Annotated in this window: 20 protein-coding genes and 2 pseudogenes; 12 read left to right on the top strand and 10 right to left on the bottom strand. The window is 72.8% G+C overall.

Going from position 1 to position 23798, the window contains the following annotated elements; all coding sequences use genetic code 11:
- The first annotated feature begins 111 nt into the window (after positions 1-111).
- Complete coding sequence (locus ACZ4U4_RS22570; RefSeq protein WP_030284618.1) at positions 112-324, top strand: hypothetical protein; 213 nt, start codon at positions 112-114, stop codon at positions 322-324.
- A 19-nt stretch (positions 325-343) separates the two neighbouring features.
- On the opposite strand, the gene ACZ4U4_RS22565 is transcribed toward ACZ4U4_RS22570, so the two are convergent.
- Positions 344-1045, bottom strand: coding sequence for a FadR/GntR family transcriptional regulator (locus tag ACZ4U4_RS22565; RefSeq protein WP_467877151.1), 702 nt, complete (start codon positions 1043-1045; stop codon positions 344-346).
- A 135-nt stretch (positions 1046-1180) separates the two neighbouring features.
- On the opposite strand from ACZ4U4_RS22565, the gene ACZ4U4_RS22560 reads away from it, so the two are divergent.
- Positions 1181-1690 (top strand): gluconokinase, encoded by a 510-nt coding sequence (locus tag ACZ4U4_RS22560; RefSeq protein WP_467877148.1) that lies wholly within the window; start codon positions 1181-1183, stop codon positions 1688-1690.
- 61 nt (positions 1691-1751) lie between these two features.
- Positions 1752-3149 carry a GntT/GntP/DsdX family permease gene (locus tag ACZ4U4_RS22555; RefSeq protein ID WP_467877145.1) on the top strand — a complete coding sequence of 466 codons (1398 nt, stop codon included), beginning with the start codon at positions 1752-1754 and terminating at the stop codon, positions 3147-3149.
- Between the two features lie 68 nt (positions 3150-3217).
- Here ACZ4U4_RS22555 and ACZ4U4_RS22550 read toward each other — a convergent pair whose 3' ends face one another.
- The 3 genes from ACZ4U4_RS22550 to ACZ4U4_RS22540 all read right to left on the bottom strand — a co-directional run bounded on the left by ACZ4U4_RS22550 (position 3218) and on the right by ACZ4U4_RS22540 (position 8385).
- The gene (locus ACZ4U4_RS22550) at positions 3218-4861 is read right to left on the bottom strand and encodes a DUF2079 domain-containing protein (protein WP_467877143.1); all 1644 of its coding nucleotides are present in this window, start codon (positions 4859-4861) and stop codon (positions 3218-3220) included.
- A gap of 193 nt (positions 4862-5054) precedes the next feature.
- Positions 5055-6605, bottom strand: a complete 1551-nt coding sequence (locus ACZ4U4_RS22545) for a DUF4874 domain-containing protein (protein WP_467877140.1) — start codon at positions 6603-6605, stop codon at positions 5055-5057.
- A gap of 163 nt (positions 6606-6768) precedes the next feature.
- The gene (locus ACZ4U4_RS22540) at positions 6769-8385 is read right to left on the bottom strand and encodes an FAD-dependent monooxygenase (protein ID WP_467877138.1); all 1617 of its coding nucleotides are present in this window, start codon (positions 8383-8385) and stop codon (positions 6769-6771) included.
- Between the two features lie 38 nt (positions 8386-8423).
- Here ACZ4U4_RS22540 and ACZ4U4_RS22535 point away from each other — a divergent pair, with 38 nt between their 5' ends.
- Complete coding sequence (locus tag ACZ4U4_RS22535; RefSeq protein WP_467877135.1) at positions 8424-9092, top strand: TetR/AcrR family transcriptional regulator C-terminal domain-containing protein; 669 nt, start codon at positions 8424-8426, stop codon at positions 9090-9092.
- A 38-nt stretch (positions 9093-9130) separates the two neighbouring features.
- A complete protein-coding gene (locus ACZ4U4_RS22530; RefSeq protein WP_467877133.1) occupies positions 9131-9502 on the top strand; it encodes a VOC family protein in 372 nt (123 codons plus the stop codon).
- A 49-nt stretch (positions 9503-9551) separates the two neighbouring features.
- Here the strand turns inward: ACZ4U4_RS22530 and ACZ4U4_RS22525 are convergent, their stop codons facing one another.
- The 3 genes from ACZ4U4_RS22525 to ACZ4U4_RS22515 are packed head-to-tail and all read right to left on the bottom strand — an operon-like array spanning position 9552 to position 13011.
- Entirely contained in the window at positions 9552-10694 is a 1143-nt protein-coding gene (locus tag ACZ4U4_RS22525; protein ID WP_467877131.1) for an acyltransferase family protein, read from the bottom strand.
- Positions 10691-12034, bottom strand: coding sequence for a polysialyltransferase family glycosyltransferase (locus ACZ4U4_RS22520; RefSeq protein ID WP_467877129.1), 1344 nt, complete (start codon positions 12032-12034; stop codon positions 10691-10693). Before ACZ4U4_RS22520 ends, ACZ4U4_RS22525 begins: the two co-directional genes overlap by 4 nt.
- Positions 12034-13011 (bottom strand): glycosyltransferase family 2 protein, encoded by a 978-nt coding sequence (locus tag ACZ4U4_RS22515; RefSeq protein ID WP_467877126.1) that lies wholly within the window; start codon positions 13009-13011, stop codon positions 12034-12036. Before ACZ4U4_RS22515 ends, ACZ4U4_RS22520 begins: the two co-directional genes overlap by 1 nt.
- A 187-nt stretch (positions 13012-13198) precedes the next feature.
- Between ACZ4U4_RS22515 and ACZ4U4_RS22510 the strand changes: the two genes are divergently transcribed.
- From ACZ4U4_RS22510 to ACZ4U4_RS22490, 5 genes are all read left to right on the top strand, one after another.
- Complete coding sequence (locus ACZ4U4_RS22510) at positions 13199-14536, top strand: DUF6716 putative glycosyltransferase (RefSeq protein WP_467877123.1); 1338 nt, start codon at positions 13199-13201, stop codon at positions 14534-14536.
- Between the two features lie 53 nt (positions 14537-14589).
- Positions 14590-15888, top strand: a complete 1299-nt coding sequence (locus ACZ4U4_RS22505; RefSeq protein WP_467877120.1) for a cytidylyltransferase domain-containing protein — start codon at positions 14590-14592, stop codon at positions 15886-15888.
- A gap of 68 nt (positions 15889-15956) precedes the next feature.
- Positions 15957-16883, top strand: a complete 927-nt coding sequence (locus ACZ4U4_RS22500; RefSeq protein WP_030284651.1) for an N-acetylneuraminate synthase family protein — start codon at positions 15957-15959, stop codon at positions 16881-16883.
- 124 nt (positions 16884-17007) lie between these two features.
- The gene (locus tag ACZ4U4_RS22495; protein ID WP_467877490.1) at positions 17008-18249 is read left to right on the top strand and encodes a hypothetical protein; all 1242 of its coding nucleotides are present in this window, start codon (positions 17008-17010) and stop codon (positions 18247-18249) included.
- A gap of 198 nt (positions 18250-18447) precedes the next feature.
- Positions 18448-19716, top strand: a complete 1269-nt coding sequence (locus tag ACZ4U4_RS22490) for an amidohydrolase (RefSeq protein WP_467877487.1) — start codon at positions 18448-18450, stop codon at positions 19714-19716.
- A 132-nt stretch (positions 19717-19848) separates the two neighbouring features.
- On the opposite strand, the pseudogene ACZ4U4_RS22485 reads toward ACZ4U4_RS22490, so the two are convergent.
- Positions 19849-20075: pseudogene (locus ACZ4U4_RS22485) on the bottom strand (transposase); the annotation flags it as partial.
- 25 nt (positions 20076-20100) lie between these two features.
- Here ACZ4U4_RS22485 and ACZ4U4_RS22480 point away from each other — a divergent pair.
- Together ACZ4U4_RS22480 and ACZ4U4_RS22475 are read left to right on the top strand one after the other, a co-directional pair.
- Positions 20101-21324, top strand: a complete 1224-nt coding sequence (locus tag ACZ4U4_RS22480; protein ID WP_467877116.1) for an RNA-guided endonuclease InsQ/TnpB family protein — start codon at positions 20101-20103, stop codon at positions 21322-21324.
- A 51-nt stretch (positions 21325-21375) separates the two neighbouring features.
- Positions 21376-21966: pseudogene (locus ACZ4U4_RS22475) on the top strand (alpha/beta fold hydrolase); the annotation flags it as partial.
- A 77-nt stretch (positions 21967-22043) separates the two neighbouring features.
- Here ACZ4U4_RS22475 and ACZ4U4_RS22470 read toward each other — a convergent pair.
- The gene (locus ACZ4U4_RS22470; protein WP_467877113.1) at positions 22044-22700 is read right to left on the bottom strand and encodes a hypothetical protein; all 657 of its coding nucleotides are present in this window, start codon (positions 22698-22700) and stop codon (positions 22044-22046) included.
- An 86-nt stretch (positions 22701-22786) separates the two neighbouring features.
- The gene (locus ACZ4U4_RS22465) at positions 22787-23788 is read right to left on the bottom strand and encodes an ATP-grasp domain-containing protein (protein WP_467877111.1); all 1002 of its coding nucleotides are present in this window, start codon (positions 23786-23788) and stop codon (positions 22787-22789) included.
- Between the last annotated feature and the right edge of the window lie 10 nt (positions 23789-23798).

Raw genomic sequence — 23798 nt, 5'->3', positions numbered from 1 at the left:
GCGTCCTCCCCTCGTGCCCGGTGCAATCCGGCGCCGCCGCTTCCGTGGTGTCCGGCGGCGGACGGTCCGGCCCCCGGGCGGGGCGTGCGGGGGCTGCGTCACACTGGTGGCATGTCGTCACCCCGCCGCGCGTGCCCCGTCTGCACCCGAGAGATCGCCGTCGTCGGCGGCCGCTTCGCCCGTCACGACCCGCCCGGGCGGCGCACGGTGCTGGAGCTGGTCTCCTGCCCGGGGTCGCGGCGGATCGCCCCGATGATGGCGCCGGCGGAGAAGCTCTTCGACCCGGAGGAGCCGCCGTTCCCCGGTCAGCAGCCGCTGTTCTGAGCGGTGCGCCCCGGGGGCGTCACGGAGCCAGCACGTCCAGTTCGGCCATGGCGCCGACCGTGATCTGACGCGTCAGCTCCTCGGCGCGCGCCGCGTCCCCGACCCGTACCGCCTCGGCGACCTGGACGTGCAGCGAGACCGCCGCCGGGTCCGGGTCGGTGAACATCACATGGTGGGCGGTGCGGCCGGTCAGCACCGCGGCGACGACATCGCCGAGCCGGGCGAACATCTCGTTGCCGGAGGCGGTCAGCACCACGCGGTGGAACGCGGTGTCGTGCACCAGATACGCGTCGAGCTGCTGGCCGCGCGAGGTGGCGACCATGCCCATGGCGTGTTCGGTGAGCGCGGCGCACTGGGCGGGGTCGGCGTGGACGGCGGCGAGCCCCGCGGCGACCGGTTCGACGGCGGAGCGCAGCACGGTCAGCGAGCGCAGCTGCCGGGGGCGGTCGCGTCCGGCCAGCCGCCAGCTGATGACCCGTGGGTCGTAGACGTTCCACTCCGCGGTCGGCAGGACCGTCACGCCGACCCGGCGGCGGGAGGCCACCAGCCGCATGGATTCCAGGACCCGGATCACCTCGCGGACGACGGTGCGGGAGACGTCGAACTCCGCCGCCAGCTCTTCGGTGAGCAGGACGGTGCCCGGCGGATGATCGCCCGCGGTGATCGCCGGACCGAGGGCTTCGAGCACCCGTGTGTGCGGCCCCTGCCCCTGGTTCTCCATGGGGATCACCCTACGTTCCGCCCGACCGGCACTTTAAGTATGACGTTTGCGCCACACTCTCTTGAATAAGTCGTACGTAATGGGTTTCAGTGGGGTGTCCCACCGAGGTCGAAGAAGACAGCGAGGTACCCGGGAATGAGCACGCCCCACGTCATCGTCGTGATGGGAGTTGCCGGCACCGGCAAGACGACGATCGGCCCGCTGGTCGCCGAGGCGCTCGGTGTGCCGTACGCCGAGGGCGACGACTTCCACCCGCCGGCCAACATCGCCAAGATGACCGCCGGGACCCCGCTGGACGACGCCGACCGCGGCCCCTGGCTGGATGCCATCGGTGCCTGGGCCCATGAGCGGGCCGGGCACGGCGGTGTGGTCAGCTGCTCCGCCCTCAAGCGCGGCTACCGCGACCGGCTCCGCGCCGCCGCCCCCGAGGTGGTCTTCCTCCACCTCGCAGGCGACCGCGCGCTGATCGAGCGTCGGATGACCGAGCGCAAGGGCCACTTCATGCCGACCGCGCTGCTCGACTCGCAGTTCGCCACCCTCGAACCCCTCGGCGCCGACGAACGCGGCGTCGTGGTGGACGTCTCGGGCACCCCCGAGGAGATCGCCGCCCGCGCGGCCGACGCGCTCCGCGTCCCCGCCGTCTGACCTCCGGGCCCGCCCCACGGGCCCACCCCTCCCTCACCTCTCCTTCCTCCTAGGAATCGCCGTGACTCATCTCAGCGTCGAGATGCTTGCAGCGGACGCGGTCGAGCCGATCACCTCGGCCGGTCATGCGCAGCTGGGCATCGCCGTTCTGGCGGGCATCGCCGTCATCGTTGTGCTCATCACCAAGTTCAAGCTGCATGCCTTCCTGTCGCTGATCATCGGCTCGCTGGTGCTCGGCGCGGCCGCCGGGGCGCCGCTCGACAAGGCCATCGCCAGCTTCTCCACCGGACTGGGCTCGACGGTCGCCGGTACGGGCGTGCTCATCGCCCTCGGCGCGATCCTCGGCAAGCTGCTCGCGGACTCCGGGGGCGCCGACGAGATCGTCGACACGATCCTGGCGAAGGCGAACCGGCGGTCGATGCCCTGGGCGATGGTGCTGATCGCCTGCGTCGTCGGGCTGCCGATCTTCTTCGAGGTCGGCATCGTGCTGCTGATCCCGGTGGTCCTGCTCGTCGCCAAGCGCGGCAACTTCTCGCTGATGCGCATCGGCATCCCCGCCCTGGCCGGACTCTCCGTCATGCACGGCCTGATCCCGCCGCACCCCGGGCCGCTCGTCGCGATCGACGCGGTCGGCGCCAACCTCGGCATCACCCTCGCCCTCGGCATCGTCGTGGCGATCCCCACCGCGATCGTCGCCGGGCCGCTCTTCTCCCGCTACGCCGCCCGCTGGGTCGACATCAAGCCGCCCGAGAACATGGTCCCCGAGCGTGCCTCGGCGGAGCCGGCGAAGCGCCCGCGGTTCGGCACCACCGTCGCCACCGTGCTGCTGCCGGTCGTGATGATGCTGGCCAAAGCGCTGGTGGACATCGTCATCGACGATCCGAAGGACTCCGTGCAGCGGGTCTTCGACGTCATCGGCTCTCCGATGATCGCGCTGCTGGCCGGTGTCGTCGTCGCGATGTTCACGCTGGGCCGCGCGGCCGGGTTCACCAAGGGCAAGGTCGCCACCACCGTCGAGTCCTCGCTCGGCCCGATCGCCGGGGTGCTGCTGATCGTCGGCGCCGGCGGCGGCTTCAAGCAGACGCTGGTGGACGCGGGCGTCGGCCAGATGATCCTGGACATCTCCAAGGGCTGGAACATCTCCGCGCTGCTGCTGGCCTGGCTGATCGCCGTCGCCATCCGCCTGGCGACCGGCTCCGCGACGGTGGCCACCATCTCCGCGGCGGGCCTGGTCGCTCCGCTCGCCGCCGACATGAGCAGCACCCATGTCGCCCTGCTGGTCCTCGCCATCGGCACCGGCTCGCTGTTCTTCAGCCACGTCAACGACGCCGGTTTCTGGATGGTCAAGGAGTACTTCGGCATGAACGTCGGCCAGACCCTCAAGACCTGGTCGGTGATGGAGACGCTGATCTCGGTGGTCGGCATCGCCTGCGTGCTGCTGCTGTCGCTGGTCGTCTAGCAAGTCGCCTTCTGCCGGGGCCGTACGGGCGGGATGCCGCCGGTGCGGCCCCGCCGCGTATATGCAGGTCAGGGCGTGGCCGACGGCCGTTTCAGCAGGACGATGCCGTCCTCGTCGGCGAGCTGGCGGTAGCCGTGGGCGCGGTAGAGGTCGAGCATGCGGGCCGTACCGGCCGCCGGACAGGGGGTCTTGACGGTGGGGTCGTGCCGGTCGGAGATCACCCAGTCCGGCAGGCGGACGGGCAGGCCGGTGGGCGCGGCGGGGTCGGGGCCGGTGCCGAAGCAGACCAGGCTGACGGTGGTGCGGCCGGTCAGCAGCGGCGCCAGCCGGTTGGACGAGGCGACCCGCGCGCCGTCCGGGATCCGCGCCGCCACCTCCTCGGCGGTGCGGACATGCGCCGGGGTGCGCCAGGCCGAGGGCAGCACCAGGTCGTGGAAGGGGTAGACGGCCGCGGCGATCAGCGTGAACGTGGCGGAGAAGGCCAGCACCCGGCGGCGCCGGCGGCCCGGGAACAGCTCCGGGCGGCGGTGCAGCACATCGATCAGACCGGCGAACACCAGCGGCATCAGCACGGCGTTGTAGTGGAAGTTCGGCTGCCAGTAGTGCTCGTTCCCGGCCACCAGCCGCCAGCCGAGGGTGGGCAGCGTCAGCAGGACCAGCGGGGAGCGCAGCCCGAGGAACGCGACGGGCGCGGCCAGCATGAACAGCAGCAGCCACTTCATCGGCGGCCAGAAGAGGTGCAGCGCCGCCGACACGGGACCGGCCCCGCCGCCGGACGGCGCTCCGCCCGGCAGCTGCTGCCAGTAGTCGAAGCCGCCGTGCGGGTTCATCGCGGGCAGCAGCACGAGCATCTCCACCGCGGTGCCCGCCACCCCGGCCACGACGGCGGCGAGCCCGAGCCACCACGGCCCGCGCGACCGCTCCCCGGGGCAGGCCCTCCGCTCGCGCCCCGTCTGCCACATCACATAGCCGCCGACCGCGGCCAGGGTGAGCCCGAGGTCCTCCTTCACCAGCAGCAGCGGGACGGACCAGGCCACCGCCGCCCGCCACCGCCGCTCGCCGAGCGCCGTGACGGCGAAGGCCAGCAGCGGGACGGCGAAGCAGATCTCGTGGAAGTCCTTGGTGACCGTCGTGGCGATACCCCACGAGGCGCCCATGCCGCAGCCGATGACGAGCCCCGCGACCGGCCCGGCCGCGCGGTGCGCCCACCGGGTGAGCGGATAGCAGGCCGACGCCATCAGGGCGGCCTGGACGACGAGCAGGGTGGTGGCGCCGGGGAAGAGCCGGTAGACGGGGGCGACGAGCACCAGGATCGGGTGGAAGTGGTCCCCGAGCAGGTTGAATCCGGGGCCCTTCAACTCCACGACCGGCGCCCGGCCGTGGGCGTAGGCGCGGATCGCCTGCTCGAATATCCCCAGGTCGTAGCCTGCGTTGAGCATCTGGCCGTGACGCAGCAGCGAGACGACGGTGTAGAGGACGAAACAGGCAGCGGAGAGCGACCAGGCCAGGGCCCGGGGGCCGGGGATGCGGTGGCGCAGCGCCGGGAGGAGGCGCCCGAGGGGCCCGCCGGACTCCCGGGCGCCTGCTGTTCCGGGTGCGGTGGCCGCCGACGGTTTCCGGGCCTCCGGTATCCGGCCCGGGTCCGCCGCGTCCCGGGCGGTGCGCCCGGCCTTTGCGGGTATGCCGCCGCTCCGCTCCGCCGCCTGTGTCATCGCTCCGCCTGTGCTCGGTCCGCCGGGTGCTGCCGCCCCGCCGCGGGTGGGCGTGAGGTACGGCGCGCGGCGGGGGCGCCGGGCGCCCGGGCGGCCCGGGGAGTGTAGACCGGGCGGTGCGCCCGGCGGCCCGTCCACGGCGCGCCGGGGAACCGGCGGCGCCCGCCTGCCCGCTGACGGTCCGGTGGCACCCTCAGCCGCTCAGCTCCACGCGGGCCAGGACGTTCACCCCGTCCGTCCACTGCGTCGAGGCGTTGGCGCAGCGCACCGGCAGGCCCCGGCCGGGGAAGTCCGGGTCGGGGAGGGCGAGGCCGAGGCGGTGGACGCCGCGGGTGCCCCGGGGGACGGGGAGGTGGGCGCGGAGTGTGGTGGGCGCCGGGACGCCGTGGTCGTCGTCGGTCTCCGTACGGCCCTGCGGCTGCCAGGTGCGCCAGTCGGTCGGCGCGTCCACGGCGGACACCGTCCGCCCGTCCGCGTCCAGGAGCACCAGCCGGACCGGCCGCGGATGCTTGGGCGGGGCGAAGCCGCGGTTGACCACATCGACCTCCACCGGCAGCCGCCCGTCTGGGCCCACGCCCGCGGCGGCGTGCCGGGCCTCGCGTATCTCGATGCGGTAGCCGAGGTGGTCGCGGAGGTACTCGAAGGCCGTACGGGGGACCGCGCGGCCCGTGCGGTCGCGGAAATAGCCGTCCGAGAGCGGTAGTTGCGCCTCGCCGATCTGTGCCTCGGTGAGGTCCGTGGTCCGCCAGGCGGGGAGGGTCACGGTGGCGTTGTGCACCAGCGACAGACTGTCGAAGCGGAGCGTCTGCAGCCGCCGGGCCGCGGCGAGCGCGGGGATGACGGTGCTCCAGGCGTACGGGTCGGTGCTCTGCCCCTTGTCCCAGGGCATCTCCCCGTCGGTCATCCGGTCCCGGGTGACGTCGAGATAGGTCGGCCAGCCGGGGTTGCCGGGGACGTAGTAGTCCCATTCGCCCTCGCCCAGCGTCACATAGTCGTTGTGGAAGCCGATCCGGTCCAGGAGCGAGGCATCGGTGATCAGCTCGCGGTGGGCGGCCTGGCGGAGCTGGGTGTGCAGACCCGGCGGGAGCGCTTTGACCAGCGACGTCATGAGGGCGGTGACGGCGTCGGGGTAGGTCTCGTGGGCGTAGTAACTGCCGTGCCACTCGCCCCAGTTGCCGAGGAAGCCCGCCTGCCAGACGGCGACGGTGTCGCTGTTGCGGGCGATGACGGGTGCCAGCTGGGCGATGTGGCGCTGGATGTCCTGCACGGTGTAGCGGCGCAGCTCGCGGACCCCGTCGTCGTAGGCGAAGCGCAGCACCGCCGCGTAGCCCTTGCTGCGGAGCCCGCGCAGCACACTCTCGATGTTGTCGAGCGCACTCCGCGGGATCCCGGAGGTCGCGAAGTCCCAGAGGTAGAAGTAGAGCTGGGTGAGGTGGGCGCCCCGCCCGTACCGGCGTTCCAGCAGGTCGAGGGTGCGGGCGGCGTCGGGGGAGTGGTCGTGTTCGTTCTCCCAGGGGCTGGTGAGGTCCACGGCGTTGTACGACATCTCGTAGCGGAAGCCGCGCCGTGGATTGGTGAGTGGGGCGCGGCCGTCCGGGTCGTCGGGCCGGATGCCGCGGTGCGGGACGCGGTGCCAGGCGGTCCCGGAGCACGCCGGGACCGCCAGAGCCGGGGAGGCCCCGAGCGGAACGGCGGCTGCCGCGCCCAGCGCGGTCGTCAGCAGGCGTCGGCGCGGCAGCGGCATGGGGTCTCCCTCGTACGGACGGACGGTGGCGCCGAGTGTCGCGGCCATCCGCCCGGCGGGCCATGGACGGAACGCGGCGGCGGGTGGACTTTTCCCGCCTCCCCGGGGCGGGCGGATACGGGCGGCGCACCACCCGCCCCCGGGGAGGCGCGGGCGTCGGACCTCAGCCCGCCGCCCCGAACGCGCCCTCCCCGAAGAAGGAGCGCAGGGCCTTGGCCGCGCGGTCCCCCGCGCCCTCCGCCGGGGCCGCCCAGGCGATATAGCCGTCCGGGCGTATGAGGAACAGGGCCGGGTCCGGGCCGTATGCGTCCCGGAGATGGCCGTGGGTGTCGACGAGATCGGGGGCCGGGCCGCCGGCGCGGACGGTACGCACCAGGCTCGGGTCGGCCGGGAGTGTGGCGGTGTCCAGAGCGACATCGCCCAGCGCCAGCAGTGTGAAGTGCGGTCCCCGCAGCAGGTCGAAGAGGCGGACGGGGGTGCCGTCGGGGGTGGTGCAGGGGGCGTCCGGGGCGCGGTCGCCGGCGTGGGGGGCGGAGTCGGGGACGTGCGGGCGCAGCTCCTGGGTGAGGGGGCTGTCGGGGTAGCCGATGCCGAGTTGGTGGAGGTCGCGGCTGCGGCGCCAGTTGCGGTCGCGGTGCAGGCGGGTGCTGGTGTCGAGGATGTGGTCGGCGATCGGCAGGCGCTCGGTCTCGTAGCTGTCGAGGAGGGTGTCGGGGGCGCCGTGGCGGAGCACCTGGCCGAGCTTCCAGCCGAGGTTGTAGGCGTCCTGGACACCGGTGTTGAGGCCCTGGCCGCCGGCGGGGGAGTGGATGTGCGCGGCGTCGCCGGCGAGGAAGACACGGCCGGCGCGGAAGGCGTCGGCACGGGCGGCCCGGGGGCGGTAGACGGAGGTCCACCGCACCTCGCGGATCTGCTCGGGGGCGAGATGGGTGTGGCGGGCGAGGGCGGCGCGGGCGCCTTCCTCGCTGGGGTCCGGGGTCTCGTCCTGGACGATGACGAACACCTGGAAGAGGTCGGTGCGGGCCAGCGGGAGCATCATCACCATGCCGCGCCCGTCCGGCAGGACCCAGCGGTGCCAGTGGTCGCGGTCGAGGCCGTCGACGCGGAGGTCGGCGAGGAGTGCGGCGCCCTCCTCCAGGGACGGTCCGCTCATGGTGATGTCCAGGGCGCGGCGGACGGTGCTGCGGCCGCCGTCGGCGGCGACCAGATAGCGGGCGCGGACCTGCTGCGAGGCGCCGTCGGGCCCGCGGAGGGTGGCGGTCACCCCCTCCGTGTCCTGGGCGAACGTGGTGAGTTCGGTGCCGAAGCGGACCGTGCCGCCCAGCTCCCGCAGCCGGTCGTGGAAGAGCTCGACGGCGCGGAAGAGCGGCACCATCAGGATGTTGGCGTACGGGGTGGCGGGCGTCGGCTCGTACCGCTCGATGGCGGTGAGGGATTCGACGAGGCGGCCGTCGCGCCAGAGGCCGATCTCCGGGTAGGGGCCGCCCGCCGCCTGCACGGCGTCCAGCAGCCCGAGGTCGTCGTAGACCTCCAGGGAGCGCGGCTGGTGGCCGGTGCCGCGGGCGCCGGGGGAGAGGGTCTGCTGCCGCTCGACGACGAGGGCGCGCAGACCGCGGCGGGTCAGGTCGATGGCGAGGGCGAGGCCGGTCGGGCCCGCGCCGGCGATGAGGACGTCGACCGGGCCGCCGGAGCACTCGGGGGCGGTCAGGGCGGCGGCCGTGCCGGTCGCGGGGGTGGTGGCGTCTGCGGCAGGAGCGTCCTTAACGTTGTTAAGTTCCATGCTTCCGAGGCTGCGCTTAACGGTGTTAAGTTGTCAACATGGTTTCGCGCATCGACCGGAAAAAGATGGTGGACACCGCGCTCCGGCTGCTCAACGAGGTCGGTCTCGACAGGCTCACCGTCCGCCGCATCGCCACGGAGCTGAACGTCCAGGCCCCCGCGCTCTACTGGCACGTCCGCAACAAGCAGGAACTCCTCGACGAGATGGCCACCGAGATGTTGCGCCGGATGGCCACCCCGCTGCTGGTGGAGCCCGAGCCCGGTGTCCCGTGGCAGGAGCAGCTGGCCGAGGTCTGCCGCGGGATGCGCCGCGAACTGCTCGGCTACCGCGACGGCGCCAAGGTCTTCAGCGGCACCCGGATGGTCGGCCAGGGCTACGCCGAGCCGTACGACGCCTTCCTGCGGCGCCTCGTCGAGGCGGGCTTCGCCTTCCCCGACGCGGTCCGGGCGTGGTGGACGGCGTACAACTTCACCGTCGGTCTGGTCATCGAGGAGCAGTCGGTCCACCCGGATCCGGCCCACCCGGAGTACCGCGACCCGGCGTACGACGACGCCGAGCGCACCGCGCGGCTCGTCGACCGCTATCCGTACGCGGCGCGCGCCGGTGCCGAGCTGTTCGGCGACATCGAGCGGAACTTCGAGACCGGGCTGCGGATCATCATCGCCGGGATCGAGGCGACGACGGAGATACGGCCGGACGCGGATTAGGGGGCGTTTTCCGGCCGACCGCGGGCATACTGGCCCGCATGCCGTTAGCGCTGCACCACATCGTCATCGACGCCCATGATCTGCCCGCCCTGGCCCGGTTCTGGGCCGAGGTGCTGAGATGGCGGATCCTGTCCGAACGGGAACGGGAGGTCGTGATCGGGCCGGCGGAGGACGCGCCCGTGGGGATCTGCTTCATGCCGGTGACCGACCGCAAGACCGTCAAGAACCGTCTGCACCTGGATCTGACGACCGTCGCGGAGGACCGGGAGGCCGAGATCGAGCGCGTCCTCGCGCTCGGTGCCCGCCGGGTGGACGTCGGACAGCGCGGCGACGAGTCGTGGACCGTACTCGCCGACCCGGAGGGGAACGAATTCTGCGTGGTCCGGCCGAAGCGGACCCTCATCGGCTAGGCCACGCCCCGGGGGCGCGAGCCCGACCGGCCCGCGCCCCCGTACGTCCTCACCGCTTAGGGTCGATCGCCCGTTTCAGCAGCGGGGTCAGCGGGCGCTCCACCAGGCGGTGCAGCAGCCACGCCAGCAGCAGCATCGCGGTGACGGTCAGTGCCAGCGTCGCGTACGACGGCAGTCCGGCGCCGCGGTGCAGGGCGTGGACGACGACCCAGCCCAGATGCTCGTGGACGAGGTAGAAGGGGTAGGTCAGCGCGCCGGCGACGGTCAGCCAGCGCCAGTTCGCCCAGCGGAAGTGGCCCAGCGCGATGGCGCCGACGAGGACGAAACCGGCGGTGACGACGGCGACGATGCCGAACTGCGAGCGGTAGGAGAAACCGCCCGCGGACGCCGGGTGCCAGAGTCCGGCCACCGCGAAATGCTGTCCGACGAGCCAGCTGACCAGCACGATCGCCCAGGCGATCGGATCGCGGGCGCCGTAGCGGTGCAGCAGGTAGAGACCGATGCCGCCGATGAAGAACGGTGCGTACTCCGGCATCAGGACGGTGTCCAGCAGCGGTTCGTGGGCCGCCTGGGCGAGCGCCGCGGCCAGCGTCCAGCCCGCGCAGAACAGCACCACCCGGCGCCGGGTCGCCCCGGGCAGCACGACGCAGAGCGCGAAGAGCGCGTAGAACCGCATCTCCGCCCAGAGCGTCCAGCACACGCCCAGCACCCGGTGGGCGCCCAACGGCATCTGGAGCATCGTCAGATTGGTCAGCACCTCGCTGGGCGACACCGCCTTGTAGACCACGCCCGGTAGCGCGAAGACGGCCGTGACCAGCAGGACCGCGACCCAGTACGCCGGGTACAGCCGCGAGATCCGGGAGGCGATGAACGCCCGCAGGGTGCGGCCCCAGCCGCTGAGGCAGATCACGAAACCGCTGATCACGAAGAAGATCTGCACGCCCAGGCAGCCGTACGCGAAGAAGCCCGAGGCGGTCGGGAACTGCGCGGCGGGCGAGGAGCCCCACGCCGTCCCGATCTCGCCGTCGCGCCCGCCGTAGTGGTAGGCGGCGACCATCAGCGCGGCCAGCAGCCGCAACCCGTCCAGCGCCCGCAGCCGGGACGGCGCGCGGCGCGCCCGCGCCGGGGCGGCGCTCCCCACGGCGCCGTTCTCCTCGGCGGCGGGCGCCAAGGCCGTCAGCTGACCGGTCATGCCGAGGCGACCCGCTTCTTCAGCCGCCGCTGCACCGCCCGCGCCCGCCGCGCCACCCGCAGGACGGCCGGGTTGCGCGGCAGGAACGCCAGCTGCGACGGGATCGCGCCGGGCAGCGCCAGCGCGGTCAGCCGCCGCCGCTTGAAGTAGCGGCGGGTGTACGGCGTCAGATGCGCCGTCAGATACCGCTCGGCGGCCGGGCGCAGTCCCGGGTAGATCTGGTGCTGCATCGCATAGCCGACCGCTTCGACCAGCCCCGGCGGCACCGGTTTGACCGCGGTGGCCGCCGGATCGTCGAGGTCGGGCACCATCGCGTCCACCAGCGTCACCGGGATGCGGTTGCTGTTCTGGTACGGCGTGAGCCGCTCCAGCAGCAGCCCGGTGCCGGTGCGGGCGACCGGCAGCCCGTAGAACGCGGACGCCGTCAGCAGCGCGGTGGAGAAGCAGCCGACGACGAGATCCGGCCGCATCCGGGCGTAGACGACCTCGGCGAGCACCGGGGTGTCCAGCACCGTCAGTGTGACGTCGAGCCGTTCCGCCTCCCGCTCCAGCAGCCGCGACCAGCGCGCCGGGGCCGACGGATGCGGTTTGAAGACCAGTGTGCGGTGGCCGCGCGCGACCGCGCCGCGCACCATCCGCACATGGAGGTCCTCCTCTTCCTGCGGGGTGAGGATGGAGAGCGCGGAGAGGTACTGCCCCAGCAGCAGCGCCCCGCCCTCGGGCAGCTCGAACGTGCCCGCCGCGTCGTCGAGTTCACCGAGCACCTTGGTGAACGCCGCCGTCGGCACCGTCTCCGCCACCACGCCGAACTCGGTGAGCAGCAGCGGAACGAGGCCCGGCACCAGGTCCAGGTGGAGGAGCCGGTCGATACGGGTGCCGACCAGCGGGTCGAGCTTGTTGCGGGTCGGGCCGTAGCTCATCAGCCCGTCCGCGTAGACGTCGATCGGCGCGTCCGGGAAGAGCTGGGCCACCGCCAGTGCCGGGTTGACCTGGATGGACTCCACGACCAGCGCGATGCGGTCGTCACCCAGCTCCCACTCCTTGCGCAGATACCGCTCCCACAGCGGTACGTCGTCCGGGCGCGGGGACCAGCCGCCCGGGTGGAACGGGTGGATGGTCTCGTTCCAGGACAGCACGCCGTCGAAGCGGGCGCGCAGCTCCGTGAAGCCGGGCGCCGCGTCCAGCGCCGGGGTGGTCTCGGGCGTCGCCGCGTTGTTGCAGATCAGCAGGAGATTACGGTCGGCGGGGGAGAAGGCGTCGCTGTCCAGGGCGGCGGCGAGGGTCGCCGCGCCGTACAGGGTCGACGCCAGGAAGATGCGGGTCAGCGGCCGGGTACCCATCAGGCGGCGACCCCCGAGGTGACGGGCCGGCGGCGCAGCCGCCGCAGCCGGGACGCACGCTGCACATCCATGGAATCCAACGCTTCCTTCAGTACGTCCTGCGGCATGCGCTTCAGCGCCGCCGCACTCAATTCCCGCAGTGCGCGCGCCACCTGCGGCTCAAAACGTTCGATGGAGCCGAGATGGTGGGAAATGATCGCGCAATACGTCCGGACCGCTTTCGGCAGCAGTGTGTCCGCATCACGGTCCTGTGCGGTTTCCTCGATGACCTGATCGAATGCGCGCAGGAAATCCAATTGCCGGACATCGCCGATCTGCGTGAGCGACGAGGCGACCCCGCGCCGGTAGAAAACGCCGAGCAGTCCGACCACCGCCATCGATTCCGCCTCGCGGTGCAGCCGCCAGATCCACGGCCGGTCCTCCGCCGTCCGCAGCCCGTCGCGGAACCGCAGCACCCCGCTGTCCAGCAGCCGCCGGTGGTAGATGCCCGCCCAGGCGTACGCGTAGTCGACGGAGGTGGAGCGGTCCGCGGGCAGGATCACGTCGCGCGGGTTCATCACCACCCCGCGCCGCCCGTGCGGCACCCGGCTGATCGTGCGGGCGCGCGCGGTGCACTGGACGTGGTCGGTGCGGACGAAGTCGCACCCCAACTCCTCTATCGCGCCCAGCAGATCGCTCAGGTGGCCCGGCGCCAGCCAGTCGTCGCCGTCCAGGAAGGTGAGGTACTCGCCGCGCGCCGCATCGAGCCCGGTGTTGCGGGCGGTGGCGAGTCCGCCGTTCTTCTCGTGCCGCAGCAGCCGGGCGCCCGGCAGCTCGCGTTCGGCACGCTGAAGAATCTGCGGGGTCTCATCGCGCGAGCAGTCGTCGACGAGCAGGAATTCGAAGTCCTCCCGGGCGTTCGCCGCCAGGCTCTTGAGGGTGTCGGGCGCGTATGTCTGCACGTTGTAGAACGGCACGATGACGGAGAGCTTAACCACCCGGGTGACGTTAGGGGCGGCGCCGCCATTCGTCTTTACCGCGGGCGGGCGGCACGGTGAACGAAGAATGTCGGGACGGTTAACCAGCCCGAATCGGGGGCCGGTTCGCCATTCGGCGACCCGCTGTTAACCCTTTGTTGCGCGGTGGTTGGCCCGCCGAACCGAATCGATTCCTAGCGTCATCGACGTGCCCTCACGAACCCCTTCTACGCCGCGGGTCGCGGTACTCGCCGACTCGGACACCCGGTGGAAATGGGGCGCTTCGACAGCGTACCGAATCCACCCGGAGGCCCGGCTCGACGGCTACCTCCTGCGCGGCCGCGCCACCCCCACGGTCCGTCAGCTCCAGGAAGTCGGCGCCCGGTCCGAGACGCTGCGCGAGATCCGCGGGATCGGCTTCCTCGACCTGATGCGCGCCGACGCCGGCTCCGCCGAACCCTACGACACCGTCGTCCTGTCGCTGGTCGGCGGCGGTGTCCAGGCGATGCTGCACGGACTGGCCCACGCCTGGGAGGGCACCGACCGCCGCCCCGCCGTCGTCACCGGCTATGTCGGCGTGGTCTACGAGAAGCTCGCCGACGGGCTGCTGCTGCGCCACGGCGCGGACGTCGTCCTCGCCAACTCCCGGCACGACGCGGACCGCTTCCGCGAGGTCTACCGCGGCGTCGGCGCCGACGACTCGGCCGTCACCGAATGCGCGCTGCCGTTCCTCGGCGGCGACCGCTACACCGGTGACCACACCCCGTACACCGTGGTGTTCGCCGCCCAGCCGTCGGTGCCCGACAACCGCGCCGACCGGGCGTACCTGCTGCGCCGCGCCGTCGAGCACGCCCGCAGGCACCCCGACCGCGAGGTGCTGATCAAGCTCCGCAGCAAGCCGGGCGAGCACACCACGCACATCGAGGAGCTGCCGTACCAGAAGCTGGCGGCGAAGGCCCCCGGCGGACTGCCCGCCAACTGCCGCCTGGTCTACGGCAACATGGGCGAGGTCCTGGACCGCACCGACCTGATGGTCACGGTCTCCTCGACCGCCGCGCTGGAGTCGCTGCACCGCGGGGTGCCCACCGCCGTCCTCACCGACCTCGGCATCCGCGAGGTCCTCGGCAACCACCACTTCCTCGGCTCCGGCTGCCTCGCCTCCTGGGACGACCTTGACGCCGGTCACCGGCCCGAGCCCGACCCCGGCTGGCTCGCCCGCCAGGGCGTCTGCGCCGACGGCAGCTACGCGCACGCCTTCGACGCGGTCCGCGAGAAGGTCGCCGCCCTGCACGCCGCAGGACCGCTGCCGCCGCTCACGCCCTACTACACGGCGCGCACCGCCCCCGGCTACCTCCCCGGCATCCTCGCCCGGCACGGCCTGGACCCCCACGGCGCGCCCGTCGCCGGTTACGCGCCGGAGGGCGGGGAGGCGCCCGGCGGGCTGCGGCGGGTCGCCCGCGACGCGGTCCGCGAGGCCGCCCGCGGCGCCTACCGCCACGGCGTCCAGCGCGTCGCCCCCGCCATCCGCCGCTGGGGGCAGCTGTGACCGTTCCGTCCGCCCGTCAGGGGAGCCCGCGCGGCCCCCGGAAGGAGCCCGCCATGCCGCACCGCCCGCCCGTCACCCCGCCCGTCGTGGTGGCCGTCATCCCCGCGCGCGGCGGTTCCAAGGGCGTGCCCGCCAAGAACCTCGCGGCCGTCGGCGGCGTCCCGCTGGTCGCCCGCGCGGTCCGGGCCTGCCGCGGTGCCCGGCTGATCACCGATGTCGTGGTCTCCACCGACGACGACGCCATCGCGGCGGTAGCCCGCGGCGCCGGCGCCGTCGTCGTCCGCCGCCCCGGCGATATCGCGGGCGACACCGCCACCAGCGAAGCCGCCGTGCGGCACGCCATGGACGCCTACGAGGCCGAGCACGCGGTCACCGTCGGCGCGGTGTTGCTGGTCCAGTGCACCAGCCCGTTCCTCACCCCCGAGGACGTCGACGGGGTCGCCGCCGCCGTCGTCGAGGGCGGCGCCGACACCGCGCTGACCGTCGCCCCCTTCCACGGCTTCCTCTGGCGCGACGCCGACACCATGGCGGAGGCCGCCGGAGCGCTGGAGGACGGCGCCCTGGAGACGGCCGTGGACGCTGCCGCGCACGGGCGCCGCGCCACCGCGACGGCCGTCGCCCCGTCCGGCGGCTACGGCGTCAACCACGACAAGTCCTTCCGCCCCCGCCGCCAGGACCGCCCCCAGGACCTGCTGGAGACCGGCGCCGCCTACGCCATGGACGGGGCGGGCTTCCGCGCCGTCGGCCACCGCTTCTTCGGCCGCACCGAACCGGTCCGCACCGACCCGGCGCGCGTCCTGGAGATCGACGACCCGCACGACCTGGCCCGCGCCCGCGCCCTGGCACCGCTCCTCGACGCGGAGCTGCCCGCCGCGCTGCCCGACGCGGACGACATCGACGCGGTCGTCATGGACTTCGACGGCACCCAGACCGACGACCGGGTGCTGATCGACGCGGACGGGCGGGAGTTCGTCTCCGTCCACCGCGGCGACGGCCTCGGCATCGCCGCGCTCCGCAAGGCGGGCCTGAAGCTGCTGATCCTCTCCTCGGAGCAGAACCCGGTGGTCGCCGCGCGCGCCCGCAAGCTCCGCATCCCCGTCCTGCACGGCATCGACCGCAAGGACCTCGCCCTCAAGCAGTGGTGCGAGGAGTCCGGCGTCGCGCCCGAGCGGGTGCTCTACGTCGGCAACGACGTCAACGACCTGCCCTGTTTCGACGTCGTCGGCTGGCCCGTCGCCGTCGCCGGGGCGCACGACGTGGTGCGCGGCGCGGCCCGCGCCGTCACCGCCACACCCGGAGGCAGCGGCGCCGTCCGCGAGATCGCCTCCTGGCTCCTGGGCCCGTCCCTCTGAACACCCCTTACCGACCCGCACACCCGGGCACCGCGCCCGGTACCCACCCACACATGAAGGACCTCCCCATGAGCGGCAACTCCCGCATCCGCACCCTCGGCAACCGCGAGGCCGGCCCCGGCCGTCCCGTCTACGTCACCGGCGAGATCGGCATCAACCACAACGGCGACCTGGAGAACGCGTTCGCGCTGATCGACGCCGCCGCCGACGCCGGCTGCGACGCCGTGAAGTTCCAGAAGCGGACCCCGGAGATCTGCACCCCGCGCGACCAGTGGGACATCGAGCGCGACACCCCCTGGGGCCGGATGACGTACATCGACTACCGCCACCGCGTCGAGTTCGACGAGGAGGGCTACCGCGCGATCGACGAGTACTGCAAGAAGCGGAACATCGCGTGGTTCGCCTCCCCCTGGGACGTGGAGTCCGTCGCCTTCCTGGAGAAGTTCGACGTCCCCTGCTACAAGGTCGCCTCCGCCTCCCTCACCGACGACGAACTGCTGCGCGCCATGCGCGCCACCGGCCGCACCGTCATCCTGTCGACGGGCATGTCCACGCCGAAGCAGATCCGCCACGCCGTCGAGGTCCTGGGCAGCGACAACATCCTGCTCTGCCACGCCACCTCCACGTACCCGGCGAAGGCGGAGGAGCTCAACCTCCGGATGATCAACACCCTCCAGGACGAGTTCCCGAACGTCCCGATCGGCTACTCCGGCCACGAGACCGGCCTGCAGACCACCCTCGCCGCGGTCGCCCTCGGCGCCACCTTCGTCGAGCGCCACATCACCCTCGACCGCGCCATGTGGGGCTCCGACCAGGCCGCCTCCGTCGAGCCGCAGGGCCTGAGCCGCCTCGTCCGCGACATCCGCACCATCGAGGAGTCCCTCGGCGACGGCGTCAAGAAGGTCTACGAGAGCGAGCTGGGCCCGATGAAGAAGCTCCGCCGCCACGCCGGTGTCGTCGCCGAGGCGGAGGCCGCGGCCCCCGCCGCGGTCTGACCGGCCCAGGGAAAGGGCGGACACCCCCGTGACCGCATCCGACGGCCCCCACGCCGAGCCGCCCGCGCCCGGCGCGGCGGCCCCGCCCCAGGAGGCGGCGGGCACCCCCCGCCGCCTCCCGGGGGTGCCCCGCCCCCGCGACCGCGCCGCCACCGCCCTGCCCCCGGCCACCCTCGCCTTCGTCGAAAGCCCTGTTCAGCTGCTCAATGTGCTGGAGTGGGCTTACGAAGAAGGTGGGGCAGGTGGGGCAGGGCGGGCGGGAGGGCCGGAGGCGGGTGCGGGTGCCCCGGCCCCCGACCACGCCCCGCCGGTCGCCCCGGGCCACGTCTGCGGACCCGCGGCCACCGCCTCCCCGGGGCGCGCCGCCGACTCCGTCCCCCTCACCATCGTCGTCCTCTCCCCGCACGACCCGATGACCCGCGGCCAGCTGCGCCGGATGGCCGAACTCGCCCGCGAGGAAGGGCACTTCGTCCGCTGGGAGGACGCCCGCGGCGGTGCGACGGCCCCGCTGCGCACCATCGGCGGCCTCACCCCGCTGCTGCGCCGCGCCCGGCGCATCGTCATCGGCGACCCGTTCTCCCGCTACGTCCAGCTGCTGCTCACCCTCGCCCGCGCCCGTGACCTGGTCGTCGTCGACGACGGCACCGCGACGATGGAGTTCATCGCCCAACTGGCGCGCGGTGAACGGCTGGTGCGCTGGCACCGGCACGGCAGCGGCCGGGGGGCGCGCGATCTGGTCTTCGCGCCGTTCGCCCGGGCCGCGCGCCGCCGCCTCACCCCCGCGCCGGACGGCGGCCGCCGCACCGTCGGCGTCTTCAGCTCCATGCCGGTCGAGGCGCCGCCCGGCGTCCGCATCGCCACCAACGCCTTCGCCTGGACCCGCCGCCGCTTCGGCCCGCCGCGGCTGACCCGCGCCGCCGACATCGTCGGCACCTCCCTCGTCGAGACCGGCGTCGTCGACACCGACCGCTATCTGGCCGCCGTCGCCCAACTGGCCTGTACGCACGGCGCCACCCGCTACTTCGCCCACCGCCGCGAACACACCGACAAGCTGCACCGCCTCGCCACCGAGACCGGTCTGGAGGTGGTCCGCCCCGACCTGCCCCTGGAGCTGATCGCCCGCCGCGGCCCCATCGGACGGCTGATCGTCAGTTTCCCCTCGACGGTGGTGCACACCCTGCCGCTCGCCCTCGTCGGCACCGGTGTCCGCGTCGCGGTCTGCGACGTCGACCCGGCGTGGCTCACCAGCCGCGCCTCGCCCCGCGCGCAGGGCTTCCTCGACGACGTCACCGGCACCGCCCGCGGCGTCGACCGCCTGCCACCGGAGTCCGCCACGGAGCAGGAGCCGCCCACGGGCGCGGAGTGAGACGGCACCCCCGTTGCCAGGGTGCGCCGGCGGCCGGGGCGCGGGCGCGCACGGCGCGAAAACAAAAGGAAATACCCCACCCCGAGGCCATCCATGCGGCGCGTGACGCGAAAATCTTCCCCTGACGGGCTGAACTTTTGTTGATCCAGGGACAGTTGCCCCCGCCGGGACCGTAACCTTCCCGGCGTGAGCCAACTGATGTACCCTGCCGCCGCCCCTGACCCGACCGACCCGCAGGACCTGCTCCCCGGAGCCCTCTCCGAGGCGTTGCACACCGAACTCATCGCCTTCCGCCGCGACCTGCACATGCACCCGGAGCTGGGTAATCAGGAGTTCCGCACCACCGAGGCGATCCGCAGCCGTCTGGAGGCGGCCGGCCTGCGGCCCCGCGTCCTCACCGTCGGCACCGGCCTGATCTGCGACATCGGCACCGACCCGGCGGACATCACCCGCGTCGGCCACCCGGACGACAGTCCCGACGCCCGCCCGCTGCTGGCCCTGCGTGCCGACATCGACGCCCTGCCCATCCCGGACACGAAGACCGTCGCCTACCGCTCCACCATCGCCGACCGCGCCCATGCCTGCGGCCACGACGTCCACACCACCGTCGTCCTCGGCGCCGGGCTGGTCCTCGCCGAGCTGGCCCGCCGCGGTCAGCTGCCGTACCCGGTCCGGCTGCTCTTCCAGCCCGCCGAGGAGGTGCTGCCCGGCGGCGCCCCCGACGCCATCGAGTCCGGCGTCCTGGACGGCGTCGGCCGGATCCTCGCCGTCCACTGCGATCCGCGCGTCGACGCCGGCCGGATCGGCCTGCGCACCGGCCCGATCACCTCCGCCTGCGACCGTCTGGAGGTCGCCCTGGACGGCCCCGGCGGCCACACCGCGCGCCCGCATCTGACCACCGACCTGGTCACCGCCGCCGCCCGTGTCGCCGTCGACGTCCCCGCGCTGGTCGCCCGCCGTGTCGACGCCCGCTCCGGCCTCGCCGTCACCTGGGGGCATCTGAACGCCGGGCACGCCTGCAACGTCATCCCGCAGCACGCCGACCTCTTCGGCACGGTCCGCTGCCTCGATCTGGACGCCTGGCGCCGCGCCCCCGACCTCGTCCACGCGGCGATCGACGAGGTCGCCACGTTGCACGGCGCGAAGTCGCAGATCACCTACGTGCGCGGGGTCCCGCCCGTCGTCAACGAAGCCGCCTGCGCCCAGCTGCTGCACGACGCGATGACCGCCCGCTACGGCCCCACCTCCGTCGAGCCCACCGAACAGTCCCTCGGCGGCGAGGACTTCTCCTGGTACCTGGAGCATGTCCCCGGCGCCATGGCCCGCCTCGGCGTCCGGGTCCCCGGCAGCACCGACCGTCTCGATCTGCACCGCGGCGACTTCGACGTCGACGAGTCCGCGATCCGCACCGGCGTCGAACTCTTCACGGCGGCGGCACTCCTGTCCGGGGCGGCGCCGGTCTTCTGAGGGCACCCGCACCGTACGGCCGCACGGCTTCCCGGCCGTAGTGGCCCCGCGCAGCGCTTCGCCCCGCCGACGGAACGACCGGCGGGGCGAAGCGGCGAATGCCGGAGGACCCACGGCGCCGCCGACGGCTCCGGCGACCTTGGGCGGGAAGCCCACCAGCAGGTGGACATGGTTGCCCTCGCCGTTGAACTCCACCAGGTCGCACTCGAAGCCCGTACACACCGACCGCGTGATCTCCTCCATCCGCCTCAAGTGGGCATCGGTGGACACCTTGTGCCGGAACTGGCCACGAATGCCACACGCATATGCCTCACGACAGCGCAGTGACGATCAGTTCTGATCTCTCGCATCTCACCCATAACCCGCGTACGTAGGGTGACGGTCATGCAGCTCAGGTACAGCTTCCGCCTGTACCCGGACACCGGTCAGCAGGCCGCGTTGGCGAAGGCGTTCGGGTGCGCCCGTGTCGTGTTCAACGATGCGGTCCGCGCCCGTGAGGACTCCCGGAAGACCGGGCAGCCGTTCCCGACGGCGGGGCAGCTGTCCGTGCGCCTGATCACCCAGGCCAAACGAACGGCCGAGCGGTCCTGGCTGGGCGAGGTCTCCGCGGTGGTGCTCCAGCAGTCCCTGCGGGACGCCGAGACCGCATACCGCAACTTCTTCGCCTCCCTCAACGGCACCCGGAAAGGACCGAAGGTCGGCGCGCCCCGTTTCAAGTCCCGCAAGGACGCCCGGCAGTCGATCCGGTTCACCGCCAACGCCCGCTGGAACATCACCGACAGCGGCCGTCTGAACCTGCCGAAGATCGGCGCGGTGAAGGTGAAGTGGTCCCGCACCCTGCCCGCCACACCCACCTCCGTCACCGTCGTCAAGGACGCGGCAGGCAGATTCTTCGCCTCCTTCGTCATCGATACCGACCCCGCCGCCGACGCGGCTCGGATGCCCGAAACCGACCGCACCATCGGCATCGATCTCGGCCTGACTCACTTTGCCGTGCTCTCCGACGGTACGAAGATCGACTCTCCGCGCTTTTTGCGGCGCGCGGAGAAGAAGCTGAAGAAGGCCCACAAGGAGCTGTCCCGCAAGCAGAAGGGATCAAAGAACCGGGCGAAGGCCCGCCTCAAAGTCGCCCGCGCCCACGCCAGGGTTGCTGACGCACGTCGTGAGTTCCACCACCAGCTCTCCACGAAGCTGATCTCCGAGAACCAAGGGATCGCCGTGGAGGACCTGTCGGTGGCGGGACTGGCCCGCACCAAGCTGGCCAAGTCCGTGCATGACGCGGGCTGGTCGTCTTTCGTGAGCATGCTGGAGTACAAAGCCGCCCGGTACGGCCGCACGCTGATCAAGATCGGCCGGTTCACACCGACCTCCCAGACCTGCTCCACCTGCGGTGCCGTGGATGGACCCAAACCCCTGAACGTCCGGGAATGGACCTGCGCCGCTTGCGGCACCGTCCATGACCGGGATACCAATGCCGCGATCAACGTGAAAACGGCCGCCGGACTGGCGGTATCGGCCTGCGGAGCGCCGGTAAGACCGGGAGCAATCCCGGCGCAGCGCGAAGAAACAGGAAGCCACGGATTCCCGACCGAACCCCGTGCCGCGTAGCGGCGCAGCAACGATCGGGAAGGCCAGAATCCTCAGGCTTTGGCCCAAGGAGCAAGTCACGTCCAGGACTACGGCGCCCCCATCGGCTGGCGCCTCGCCCTGCGCCGCCCGGACGCGCTCACCGCCGTGATCACCCAGAACGGCAACGCCTACGACGAGGGCTTCGTCCCCGACTTCTGGACCCCTCTCCGGGCCTACGCGAACGACCCCGGGCCCGCCGCCGAACCGGCCGTCCGCATCGCCCTCGGCCTCGACGCCATCCGCCGGCAGTACCTGCACGGCGTGGACCGGCCCGAACTCGTCGACCCCGACACCTGGACCGCCGACCACCGCGACCTCTCCCGCCCCGGCAACGACCTCGTCCAGCTCGCCCTCTTCCGCGACTACGCCACCAACCCGCCGCTCTACCCGCAGGTCCACGCCTACTTCCGGCGCAGCCGCGTCCCGCTGCTCGCGGTCTGGGGCGCCGAGGACCGCATCTTCGGCCCGGACGGCGCCCGCGCCTTCGCCCGGGACCTGCCGGACGCCGAGATCCACCTCGTCCCCGGCGGCGGCCACTTCCTCCTGGAGAGCCACCCGGACAGCACGGCCGCCACCGTCCGGGACTTCCTGACCCGAACGGTGGCGGCGGCGCGGCCCTGAGACGGCCCCGCACACGCCCGCGCGCCCGGCGGGGCGGAAGCCCACCGGGCGCGCGGTGTGGAAGCTGCGGTGCGGAATTACGGGTGGTACTTCTCCGCGACGACATCGGCGCCGCCGGAGTTGGCGTCCATGGTGACGCGGACGGTCACGCTGTTGGTCTTGGCGGCGGTCTCCAGCTGCTCCACATCGCACTTGTAGGTGCCGAAGCCCTCCTTGTCGATGGCGACGTTGCCCTCGCTGTCCCCGCAGATCGCGGCCGCGCCGAGGATCTTCGTGGCGTTGGCGACCAGGAACGCCTGGTCCATGCCGCCGCCGTCCGGCTTGACGATCAGCTTGCCGGGCGCGAGGTAGGACAGCTTGCCGATGATCGTCTTCTCGCCCGAGCGAGAGGCCCCGCTCGGGGCCGCGCCGCCCCCGCCCGTGGACCCGCCGTCACTGCCCCCGGTGGACCCGCCGTCACCGCCCCCGGTGGACCCGCCACCCGTGGTCCCGCCCTCGGCGCCCTCCGGCGTGTGGTGCTCCCCGGCCCCCGTGCTCCGCGGCGTCCCCTCCCCACCGGACTGCGCCTTCCCCTCGTCCTGCACCTCCGACGAGGAGTTCACCTTGCCCGTCCCGGTGTCGCTCGGCCCGCAGGCGGTGACCCCCATCCCCATCGCCGCGGCGGCGGCGACGGCGAGGGCGATACGGCGGCCGGCGCGGCCACGGAAGCGGTGGGGGGTGGGGCTGATCATCATGGGCTCCGATGCTGTGGTTCCGTCGTCTCTCGTTCCCGGACGATCACCACCCTGGGACACCGGCCTGCCGTTCCGCTAACACGCGGCTAACGGGAGGCGGTGGGCCGCCCGGGCAGGCTCCGGCCGGCTGCGCCGCTCCCTCGCGCGGCCGCAACACGGGCCGCCAGCCGACGGCCGACGCACGCGGTGATGGCGGGCACGACCGTGGTCATCGCCGGGCGCCAGCCCGGGACGGCGTTCACCTCGCAGAGGGTGTGGCCGCCGTCGGCCGTGAAGAGCAGGTCCACCCCGGCGATGTCCAGGCCGAGAACGGCGGCCGCCTCGACCGCCAGCGCCTCCGCCTCCGGATAACGGCCCGAACACAGCTCGGCGGAGCCGCCGTTGGCGATGTTGGCGGCCAGGGCCTCACCACCGGAGGTGTGCAACACGGCACCCACGGGCTCGCCGTCGACCACCACCACCCGCAGGGCCCGGCCGTGCGAGGACGCCACATGGTCCTGGAAGAGGAACGGAACCCCCTGTGTGAGACTGCCGGCCACTTCGCCCAGCAGCTTCCGGTCGGGGGCGAGGAAGACCTGACGCCCCTTGGTACCGCTGACGGCCTTCACCACGCAGGGCACCTCCAGGTGCGCACTGCGGACGATGCCCTCCAGCGGCGCGGTCGCGTAGCAGAGGGTGTCGGGGACCGGCAGCCCGGCCAGCGCGAGTTCCTGTAGCTGCCAGACCTTGTTACGGCAGGTCAGATGGGCACCGAGCGAGTTGACGAGCGTGCTGCCCATCCGTTCCAGGTGCCGCAGCAGGGTGACCTCGCGGTCGTCCCGCATGGACCCGGGCATCTGCCGTACGCACACCACTTCGGGCGCGGGCACGTCCGCACCACCCAGCGTGCGCAGCACCAACCGGCCTCCGTGCACCCCGAAGAGCAACTCGTCGGTGTGCCAGACCGCGAAGCGGGGCCCGTGCGCGGCGGCCAGCGCCGTGGCGAGATCCTGGGTGGCCCGCCCCAGCATCATCGGTTGCTCCCGTACGAGCATCCATACGTCGGCTGGTGCCGGGATCACCGACTGATCGCCCTCTGCTGTCTTCACCTGGGTTCCT

This window comes from Streptomyces sp. NPDC029159 (assembly GCF_055564055.1).
The sequence above is the reverse complement of the archived record's forward strand: the minus strand, read 5'-3'. Positions and strand labels throughout refer to the sequence as shown.